This is a genomic window from Limosilactobacillus urinaemulieris (assembly GCF_014838745.1).
GTDB lineage: Bacteria > Bacillota > Bacilli > Lactobacillales > Lactobacillaceae > Limosilactobacillus > Limosilactobacillus urinaemulieris.
The window spans coordinates 25,233-34,543 of sequence record NZ_JABUXR010000016.1 but is presented as its reverse complement, the minus strand read 5'-3'; the positions used below and the strand labels follow the sequence as shown (position 1 = coordinate 34,543).

8 protein-coding genes, 5 tRNA genes, 1 rRNA gene and 1 other annotated feature are annotated in these 9,311 nt (G+C 36.2%); of the genes, 13 read left to right on the top strand and 1 reads right to left on the bottom strand.

The window, feature by feature from the left end:
- The first annotated feature begins 81 nt into the window (after nucleotides 1-81).
- The 9 genes from rrf to HUK45_RS07705 all read left to right on the top strand — a co-directional run bounded on the left by rrf (nucleotide 82) and on the right by HUK45_RS07705 (nucleotide 6,078).
- A 5S ribosomal RNA gene (rrf, locus tag HUK45_RS07745) occupies nucleotides 82-198 on the top strand.
- A gap of 6 nt (nucleotides 199-204) precedes the next feature.
- Nucleotides 205-277: transfer RNA gene (locus HUK45_RS07740), tRNA-Asn, on the top strand.
- Between the two features lie 215 nt (nucleotides 278-492).
- Nucleotides 493-727 (top strand) — a binding site (T-box leader).
- Nucleotides 728-946: 219 nt separating this feature from the next.
- Nucleotides 947-1,753, top strand: a complete 807-nt coding sequence (locus HUK45_RS07735) for a transporter substrate-binding domain-containing protein (RefSeq protein WP_191911848.1) — start codon at nucleotides 947-949, stop codon at nucleotides 1,751-1,753.
- A 23-nt stretch (nucleotides 1,754-1,776) separates the two neighbouring features.
- Nucleotides 1,777-2,436, top strand: coding sequence for an amino acid ABC transporter permease (locus tag HUK45_RS07730; RefSeq protein ID WP_040531553.1), 660 nt, complete (start codon nucleotides 1,777-1,779; stop codon nucleotides 2,434-2,436).
- Entirely contained in the window at nucleotides 2,429-3,163 is a 735-nt protein-coding gene (locus HUK45_RS07725) for an amino acid ABC transporter ATP-binding protein (RefSeq protein WP_191911847.1), read from the top strand. Before HUK45_RS07730 ends, HUK45_RS07725 begins: the two co-directional genes overlap by 8 nt.
- Nucleotides 3,164-3,183: 20 nt before the next feature.
- Nucleotides 3,184-3,915, top strand: a complete 732-nt coding sequence (locus tag HUK45_RS07720; protein WP_124031469.1) for a GntR family transcriptional regulator — start codon at nucleotides 3,184-3,186, stop codon at nucleotides 3,913-3,915.
- Nucleotides 3,916-3,919: 4 nt separating this feature from the next.
- Nucleotides 3,920-4,780, top strand: coding sequence for a PfkB family carbohydrate kinase (locus HUK45_RS07715; RefSeq protein ID WP_191911846.1), 861 nt, complete (start codon nucleotides 3,920-3,922; stop codon nucleotides 4,778-4,780).
- A 2-nt stretch (nucleotides 4,781-4,782) separates the two neighbouring features.
- Nucleotides 4,783-5,772 (top strand): SIS domain-containing protein, encoded by a 990-nt coding sequence (locus HUK45_RS07710; RefSeq protein WP_191911845.1) that lies wholly within the window; start codon nucleotides 4,783-4,785, stop codon nucleotides 5,770-5,772.
- A 233-nt stretch (nucleotides 5,773-6,005) separates the two neighbouring features.
- Nucleotides 6,006-6,078, top strand: a tRNA-Thr gene (locus tag HUK45_RS07705).
- 161 nt (nucleotides 6,079-6,239) lie between these two features.
- Here the strand turns inward: HUK45_RS07705 and HUK45_RS07700 are convergent.
- Nucleotides 6,240-6,731, bottom strand: coding sequence for a flavodoxin (locus HUK45_RS07700; protein ID WP_191911844.1), 492 nt, complete (start codon nucleotides 6,729-6,731; stop codon nucleotides 6,240-6,242).
- A gap of 179 nt (nucleotides 6,732-6,910) precedes the next feature.
- Here HUK45_RS07700 and HUK45_RS07695 point away from each other — a divergent pair.
- The 4 genes from HUK45_RS07695 to HUK45_RS07680 all read left to right on the top strand — a co-directional run bounded on the left by HUK45_RS07695 (nucleotide 6,911) and on the right by HUK45_RS07680 (nucleotide 9,251).
- A tRNA-Asn gene (locus HUK45_RS07695) sits at nucleotides 6,911-6,983 on the top strand.
- 338 nt (nucleotides 6,984-7,321) lie between these two features.
- The gene (locus HUK45_RS07690) at nucleotides 7,322-8,818 is read left to right on the top strand and encodes a peptide MFS transporter (RefSeq protein WP_191911843.1); all 1,497 of its coding nucleotides are present in this window, start codon (nucleotides 7,322-7,324) and stop codon (nucleotides 8,816-8,818) included.
- Between the two features lie 268 nt (nucleotides 8,819-9,086).
- Nucleotides 9,087-9,169, top strand: a tRNA-Tyr gene (locus tag HUK45_RS07685).
- Between the two features lie 10 nt (nucleotides 9,170-9,179).
- Nucleotides 9,180-9,251, top strand: a tRNA-Gln gene (locus HUK45_RS07680).
- The last annotated feature ends 60 nt before the right edge of the window (nucleotides 9,252-9,311 follow it).

Here is a 9,311-nt window from a genome sequence, read left to right as displayed (position 1 = left end):
CCAAGTTAAGCGCGGTGCGGTTTGGAAGAAGAAAGATATTGTTTAGTTTTGAGAGCGCAAGCTCTTGCCCGGAAGGGTAAGTGTGGTGATGATGGCTTGAAGGATACACCTGTTCCCATGCCGAACACAGAAGTTAAGCTTCAACACGCCAAAAGTAGTTGGGGGATCGCTCCCTGCGAGGATAGGACGTTGCCACGCGATTATTCCGGCATAGCTCAGTTGGTAGAGCACCTGACTGTTAATCAGGTTGTCGTCAGTTCGAGTCTGACTGCCGGAGTTGATAAAAAGGCACTGATTGTAATCAGTGCCTTTTTTGTACTAAAAAAAGAAAATTTAGATAGCTTATTTTTTTAAAGTAATTTTCTGAATTTTATTATGGAAAACTATTTCTATTGTAAAAGTATTGTTAATTTATCATTGATTAAAATTAAATTAAAGAAAAATGTTGACTTTCTAATTTTAGGATGTTAACCTTTTGATAATCAATTTAACAAAAAGATGTTGATCAAGAAAGATTAGTAATACTTACTTAAGAGAGCCAATGTTTGGTGTAAATTGGTGGACAGTATTATAAAAATCTATCGCTTGTGAGTCGTATATCGAAACTTAAGTAGAATGTACTGGTAGGCGCCCATTATCGTGCCAGCTAATTGTTGGTTTGCAACTGTTGGTGAAGGTAGTGATTTCACTACGAAAAAAGGTGGTACCACGTGAAAACGTCCTTTTCAATCTCAGCTTTGGGGTTGGTAAGGCTTTTTTTATTTAAAATTTAAAGGTGGTGGTGTAAATGTCAGATAGCGACATTATTAATATTAAAGAAAGAAAGTATACTAAGAAACTCTATTAATCATAGAAAGGTGTGTCCTTTTTTGATTAATATTTAATTCGTTGTTTAATTTATGACGTTATATAACGTCTTATTTAATAAAAATTGGAGGACTTACCTATGAAAAAGCTTAAAGCACACCGTCTATTTTATGTATTAACTCTTCTAGGAACACTTTTGCTTCTTTTAACTGGATGTGGAAAGTCAAATAAATCATCACTTCAACAAATTAAAGAGCGGGGTACTCTTAGAGTGGGAATGGTCTCTGCTAATCCACCATACGAATCACAGGTTCAAAAAAATGGCAAAACGCAAATGCAGGGCGCTGATGTTCTACTAGTAAAGAAAATTGCCAAGAACTTAGGTGTTAAATATGAATTAAAGACAATGGATTTAGACGGACTTTTGCCTGCTTTACAAGCTAAGAAAGTTGATATGTTAGTTACATCAATGGCTCCAACGCCAGAAAGACAAAAAGCGGCTAAGTTTACTGACACGTATTACAAGAGTACCAATGTCTTGGTTGTTCCAAAAGCTAAACTAGCTCAATACAAAAATGCCAATAATTTCAAGCATGCTACCATTGCTGTAGTTAATAATTCATCTCAACAACCAATGATTCATAAGGTATTCCCTGAAGCTACCACTAAGGATCTATCAAAGGTTACCGATTTAGCTTTAGCAGTAAATAATGGAAAAGCTGATGCCCTCTGCATTGACAAACCGACTGCAACTATCCTGCTGAAGAAGAATCCAGAATTAGCTATGACTTCATGGCGACACAACGATGGATCAAAAGGTGCTGCTATTGCTCTTCCTAAGGGGACTTCGGATGACCTTGTAAATCGCTTAAATGAAGTAATTCACCAAAACAAGGCACAATATAGCAAGTGGGTTGATCAATATGCACAGAAAGGAACCAACTAACAAGGATTAGAAGGAGTGATTTTATGTTTTCAAATTACTCATTTATTACAGAATATTGGCCATTATTTATGCATGGCCTTGTAACGACAATTGAACTTGCGGTTATCTCAATTGTCTTGGGTCTACTATTAGGTATTGCCTTGGCTGTGATGAAAATGTCAAAGGCAAACTTACTAAGCTTAATCGCAAAAACCTACATTGGCTTCATTCGTAATACTCCTTTATTGGTTCAAATATATATCGTTTATATTGGCCTTCCACAATTACTGGGATTCTCCGTAAATGACTTTGTAACAGGTATAGTGGCGCTAACCTTGTATTCTGGTGCTTATATTGCGGAAATTATTCGATCTGGTATCCAATCTTTACCGGTAGGGCAAACAGAGGCAGCAGAAAGCCTTGGTATTCCATCATATCGTATTTTATTGAATATCATCTTACCACAAGCATTCAAAAATATTCTTCCAGCACTAGGAAATCAACTTATCGGTAACGTTAAAGATTCATCATTGGTATCAGTATTAGGTATCACTGATATTATGTTTGCTGCTCAAACAGTTCGTGGTTCAACAGCCTTAGGATTGGAACCCATGATTATTGCTTCTGCTCTTTACCTGGTAATTTGTCTGATTCTGAATCAGATTCTTGCTTTGTTTGAAAGGAGGATGCGTCACGATGCTTGAATTACGTCACGTCACAAAAAAGTTTGGAAATAACACTGTCTTACATGACATTAATCTTAAAGTCCATAATGGAGAGGTTGTAGTGATCATTGGTCCTTCTGGATCAGGGAAAAGTACGTTGATTAGACATATGAATCTCTTGGAACAGCCAACTAGCGGTAAAGTACTTTTCCAGGATAAAATTATTTCAGGGAGTATTTCTAAAAAAGCTCAACAAAGGGTCCACGAAAATATTGGAATGGTCTTTCAACATTTTGACTTATTTCCTCATTTTACTGTTAGACAAAATATTTCGTATGCTCCAAGAGTGGTAAAGCATTTATCAAAATCTCAGGCTGATCGACAATCGACGGAATTACTAAAGAAAATGGATCTGGAAAATAAGGCTGATGCCTATCCTGATCAACTTAGTGGTGGACAACAGCAAAGAATTGCAATTATTCGATCTTTAGCAATGAACCCTAAGGTAATGCTTTTTGATGAACCGACATCTGCTTTAGATCCTGAAATGGTAGAAGAAGTTCTGAAATCAATGAAAAAGCTAGCTAAGAGTGGCATGACCATGGTTGTTGTTACACACGAAATGGGATTTGCACAGGAAGTTGGCAGTCGCGTAGTTTTTGTAGATAGAGGTCACATTTTGGAACAAGGCACACCAGATGAGATTTTTCATCATGCAAAGCACGAAAGAACAAAGAACTTTATTTCTAAAATTCTATATACCTAGAATAGAGAGTGTATCTAATTATGTTAGAAAAAAATATTAAGACACCATTATATGAGCAAATTGAGATTGAATTAAAACGCTTAATCAATGATGGTAAATATAAACAAGGTACTTTAATTGCTTCTGAATCAGAACTTGGCAGAGAGTTTGGAGCTAGTCGAATCACTATTAGACGGGCTGTTAGTGATTTGGTTGATCAAGGTTATCTGGTTAAAAAACAGGGAAAAGGAACTTTTGTTCAAGCAAACATAGTTGAACGTAATTTATTACATCTAGGAAGCTATTCAAATTTTATGAAAAACAGTGGTAAGCATCCTTCTGTACAAATAGTTAAGCTACAAGAAATAGCAAGTACAGATAAAATAGCAGAATTACTAAATATTTTCCCTGGAGAACCAGTTATAAATTTGAAGCGACTAGTTAAGTTTAATAAGGCAGTAAGTGGCTTAGAAAGTGCTTACTACTCTTCAAATAAATTTCCAAAATTAAGAGAAAAAATCACCCCAGATATTTCAATGACTAGCCTATTGTCTACTCAATATGGATATAAGGAACTGGGTAGTAACCAATTATTGAGCTATGTGCCAGCTACTAGTGAGTTAGCTCAATATATGAATAAGGTTCCAGGAGATCCTCTATTCAAATTACGTCGTCAAGTAATGGATAAAGAAGTTATTTATGTGACTTTCAACTATTACGACGCATCTACTACCAACTTTGCCATTACATCTGGAAATCAAAGAAAGGAATGATTCTATGAAGGTCTTAGCCATTGGCGATAATGTAATGGACATTTATCTCGATAGCAAGAGAATATTTCCTGGTGGCAATGCGGTTAATTTCAGTATTATGGCTACTCGAATGCCAGGAATTACTAGTGGGTATCTTGGTAATTTTGGTAATGATAATTTGGCTGAATTAATGAAAAATACATTAAAAAAATTTAATGTCAACATTGATCATTGTAAAAATTTGAAAGGTGAATCTGGATATTCGCTGGTTAAAGTTGTTAATGGCGATAGAAAATTTCTAGCTAGTAATAGAGGCGGCGTTCTGAATCAAGGAATTAAGATTTCAGATGACAAGGACTATATTAATGCAATGGATTTAATTCATTTAAGTGTTAATGGTAAAGGAAAAGAAATAATTAATTATATTAATAAACCTAAAATTGTCTATGACTATTCCGATTTCTCTAATGAGGATGAAATAACTTTAACTATTAATAATGTAGATCTTGCTTGTTTCTCAGTGGGGAATATAAGTAAAGATAAGGTAGTTGAACGAGCAAGACAGCTTCAAAGCATGGGAAATTACCATACTATTCTACTATTTACTATGGGAAAACAAGGGGCAATGGTTTTTACAGGAAACCGTTGCTATTACCAATCGGCTCAACTGACTAATCATATCAAAGATACCATGGGTGCTGGAGATTCTTTTATTACTTACTTTAGTACAGGCTTGCTAAGAGAAAATTGGGATATAAGCTCTATTCCTAATATTTTGAAATCAGCTAGTTTATTTAGTGCTAAGCAATTACAAATAGATGGATCACTAGGAGTAAGTTTTAAGATCCCTGATTTGCAACTAAAAGAATTATGTAAGGAGAGGTAATTATGGAAAAAGAAACAACTCGTCAAGAAGTACAAGAATTAGTAAAAAAAATTGTTGATACTAAAGATGTTAAGTCTTTAGTGTTTATGGGATGTGGAGCATCTTATTCAGAATTATTTGGCGCATATTATTATGCATTACAAAACTCAAAGGAACTTGGTAGTCATTTGCTTGAAGCAAACGAATTTAATTATGATGTTCCTAATTATTTTGGAGAAAATACAGTAGCTGTCATAGCTTCCCTAGGTGGTACAACTAAGGAAACATTAAAAGCAGTACATAACGCTAAGGAAAAAGTCGCAACAGTTCTAGCATTAACTTTTGCTCCTGATTCACCACTAACTAAAGAGACTGACTATGTTTTACAGCATAAGTTTTTTGAAAGTTATGCCACAAAGTCTTCTAAACAGAAGGTAGCTCTAACCTTTGCGGTTGAATTATTGCATGCATTAGGTGAAAGCAATAATTATAATGAAATGGTACAAGGATTATCAGTGGTTGATGAAGTTGCCAATGATGCAGCTGCTAGTGTGGATAATGATGCACAAAAATTTGCAGAAAGATATAAGGACGAAGATAAGGTATTTACATTATCATCAGGTTCTAATAGAGGAGTAGGGTATTCAACTGCTAACTTTATCTTTATGGAAATGCAATGGATTACAGGAGTTAATCTTGATAGTGCAGAACTATTTCATGGGCCTTTTGAATTAGCAGTAAAAGAAGCACCATTCCTACTATTTATGTCAGATGGAAGAACACGTCATCTAGACTCTCGAGCACTAGAATTCTTGCAACGTTTTGGCACTAAGTATACGGTTATTGATGCTAAAGACTATTGGCTCGATAGTAAAATGGACGCTTCAGTTGTTGATTACTTTGATCCACTGGTGCTTACCTCAGTAATGAGAAAGTTTGCAGAGTATCTGGGAAAAGCTCGAAAACATCCATTATCAAAGCGTCGCTATATGTGGAAACTAGAAAATTACTAAAGTAAAGAGGTACCACATAATAGTTAGATTATTTTCTAACTATTATGTGGTACTTTGCTAAATTATAAAAGAAGAGATAAATTAATTTACTTAGTCAAAAAGAGAAATGGGAAAATTGAATAAATATTTCTTCTAAGTAGCTAGATTTTGATATAGAAGAATATATTTTAATTTAAATTAAGTGTTTTCACTAACTAATTAGCATGATACAATAGTATTCGTTGATTGGTTTTGCTAACTTAGCTCAGCTGGTAGAGCATCTCCCTCGTAAAGAGAAGGTCGGAGGTTCGACTCCTCTAGTTAGCATTTGAATCACTATAAAAGCTTTCAACAGCGGATTTTTATGAACGCTGTTGAAAGCTTTTTTGATCTTAATCAAGAGCTGGTGGAAATTGAAAGTTAGTTTGATTAATAAATAAAAAAATCCGAAGTGCTATGAACTAGCATCTCGGATCCTTTAATGATTATTAACGAGCTAAGGATAGTGAATTTAACCAGCTATCGATTGCTGATTGTGAATTGAGGACATTCCCCTTATTCAATTCAACATTATAGTTATTTTCCTTAATGGTTCGTTCAATATTAGATTGTGCTCGAGCGTAGCCAGTACTGCTCGATGTTCCAAAGGTCGCTAAATGCTTGCCGTTAAGATTAAGGGTGTCGATAGTAGCAACAATTAAGCGGGGCGGAATTCCCCACCAGATTGGGTGACCAATTACCACATTGTCATAACTATCAAGTGCTGGCAAGTCATTCTTAATTGGAACTCGACCATCATGTTCTTGCTTTTGCTCAACGGTCGCACGGGTTGATTCATCATGCCAATTAAGGTCCTCATCAGTATATGGAGTTACTGGATGAATTTCGGCAATATCAGCATTAAGCTTTTCTGCTACTTCCTCTGCCACTTTCTTTGTCGTTCCCGTAGCGGAGAAATAAAGGACCAGTGTATTAGCCATATTAAAAGCCTCCTCAAAATTCTCTTACTTTTCATAAGTATTATAGTTGATGGATCGCTTATCAGCAAATAATTCATCATTATGAGAAAAGTTAATTAGTAAATTGAAATCTCTGCTTGCTACTTACGGTATTTTCCTGTATAATAAGTTTCGTTGTTGAGATAACAATAACATATTATTCCGGCATAGCTCAGTTGGTAGAGCACCTGACTGTTAATCAGGTTGTCGTCAGTTCGAGTCTGACTGCCGGAGTTGATAGCGAAACTGGAAAGATTATTTCTTTCCAGTTTTTTTATGCAGTGAAAATGAGAACAACTTTATAAAGTTAGTCATTGAATAACAGCTAACTTAAAATTATTAACTAAATGGTAGCGAAACCGTTAATAACCTGATCCTTAAATTTAAATAATTGTACTATAAATGGCTATTTATCGCGGTTTATTCTCATTAAAAATTTATTTTTGAATTGACGCTTTCAAATTAGACGCCTATAATAATTATATTCTGAATTTTTAATGTGAAAGTTTTTAAAAAATAATTAACCTTCACATCTTATTTTATCTCCTGAAGATATTATTTGGAGGAATTGTATGAGTAAAGAGAAAAACTTGGATACAGCCTTCTTTGGGCAACCAAGAGGGCTATCTACTCTGTTCTTCACTGAAATGTGGGAACGGTTTAGTTACTACGGGATGCGTGCCATCCTGCTATTCTACATGTACTATGCCGTAACTAAGGGTGGTTTGGGCATGGACCAAGCCACGGCTGCTTCAATTATGGCGATCTATGGTTCGTTAGTTTACCTATCAAGTGTTGTTGGTGGGTGGCTTTCTGACCGTGTATGGGGCTCTCGGAAGACTGTCTTCATTGGTGGTGTGCTGATTATGTTTGGGCACATTGCCTTGTCATTGCCAGCTGGTGTTACTGCATTGTACGTTTCAATTGCGTTGATTGTTATTGGTACTGGTTTATTAAAACCCAATGTTTCTGAAATGGTTGGGGGCCTGTACAGTCCGGATGACGAACGGCGTGATTCAGGATTTAGTATGTTTGTTTTCGGGATTAACTTGGGTGCAGCTGTTGCGCCATGGGCTGTTCCGTGGGCTGCTAATGGCTTTGGTTTACACTTGTTCGGTAATGAAATGAACTTCCATGCTGGTTTCTCACTAGCTGCAATCGGAATGTTCTTTGGGTTACTACAATATACTCTTGATGGTCGGAAGTACCTTTCTAAGGACAGTCTTTATCCTAATGACCCAATTGAAAAAGATGATTTGCGGCCAATTATTATCTGGACACTTGTTGGTGTTGCTGTCTTAGTAGTTGTCCTTGGGTTATTAGCTGCTATGGGTCAGCTTAACATTACGAATATCATTAATATCATTACGTTTATCGCAATTGCACTGCCAATTTACTACTTCATTATGATGTTAAATTCCAAGAAGGTTACGAAGCCTGAAAAGTCACGGGTTATTGCTTACATCCCACTTTTTATTGCAGCAGCAATCTTCTGGGCAATTGAAGAATCAGGTTCAGTTGTTTTAGCATTATTTGCTGAACAACGGACAGTTCTTCACATTGGTAGCTGGCACTTTGCAGCTGCCAACTTCCAGACTTTGAACCCATTATTCATTATGATCCTGACACCAGTATTCGTTGCTCTGTGGGATCACTGGAAGGGTCAACCAAGTGCTCCTGGTAAGTTCTCTGCAGGGCTTGTCTTTGCTGGATTATCATACATCTTAATGGCTTTCCCAGGAATGATGTACGGAACAGCAGGTCGTGTTAGTCCATTCTGGTTAGTTGGTTCATGGTTTATCGTTGAAATTGGTGAAATGTTAATCTCACCAATTGGTTTGTCAGTAACGACTAAACTTGCACCAAAGGCCTTTAAGTCTCAAATGATGAGTATGTGGTTCTTGGCTGATTCAGCTGGTCAAGCTGTGAATGCCCAAATTGTTAAGTACTACTCATCCGCAACTGAAGTACCTTACTTCATGATTGTCGGAATCGTAAGTATCTTCTTTGGTATCATTCTGATGTTCTTTGTTAAGAAAATTCACAGTTTGATGGATGGTGTAAATTAACCTGCTTGTAAATTGCAATTATTTAAGATGAAACAACCTAAGATTAGTTCAGGACGAAAAAACAATCGTTCTGAACTTTTTTGTTACTCTAAAGATAGAGCTAAGGTCGAACATGCTCCCAGGGACCGCGCGTTCGTATTTGAACTTAGTAAAAGTATTTATGTCACATTCTCTTTTTGATTTTTCTCAAAAAAGTCCTTGCAATTTTAAGCAAAATTCGATATTATAATAAACGTTGATTGTTACTACTTAACTATCACGTTGTTATGGAGGAGTAGCGAAGTCTGGCTAAACGCGACGGTCTGTAAAACCGTTCCTTCGGGTTCGGCGGTTCGAATCCACCCTCCTCCACTTTTATTATTGGGCTATAGCCAAGCGGTAAGGCAACGGTTTTTGGTACCGTCATGCGCTGGTTCGAATCCAGCTAGCCCAACTGCCAAAGTCACCAACTGTTTGGTTGGTGGCTTTTTTGTTTATATTTAATCGTTAATAT

Bases quoted from the DNA above. Each gene is read 5' to 3' on its own strand.
- HUK45_RS07735 (WP_191911848.1), top strand. From the start codon at position 947: ATGAAAAAGCTTAAAGCACACCGTCTATTTTATGTATTAACTCTTCTA.
- HUK45_RS07730 (WP_040531553.1), top strand. From the start codon at position 1,777: ATGTTTTCAAATTACTCATTTATTACAGAATATTGGCCATTATTTATG.
- HUK45_RS07725 (WP_191911847.1), top strand. From the start codon at position 2,429: ATGCTTGAATTACGTCACGTCACAAAAAAGTTTGGAAATAACACTGTC.
- HUK45_RS07720 (WP_124031469.1), top strand. From the start codon at position 3,184: ATGTTAGAAAAAAATATTAAGACACCATTATATGAGCAAATTGAGATT.
- HUK45_RS07715 (WP_191911846.1), top strand. From the start codon at position 3,920: ATGAAGGTCTTAGCCATTGGCGATAATGTAATGGACATTTATCTCGAT.
- HUK45_RS07710 (WP_191911845.1), top strand. From the start codon at position 4,783: ATGGAAAAAGAAACAACTCGTCAAGAAGTACAAGAATTAGTAAAAAAA.
- HUK45_RS07700 (WP_191911844.1), bottom strand. From the start codon at position 6,731: ATGGCTAATACACTGGTCCTTTATTTCTCCGCTACGGGAACGACAAAG.
- HUK45_RS07690 (WP_191911843.1), top strand. From the start codon at position 7,322: ATGAGTAAAGAGAAAAACTTGGATACAGCCTTCTTTGGGCAACCAAGA.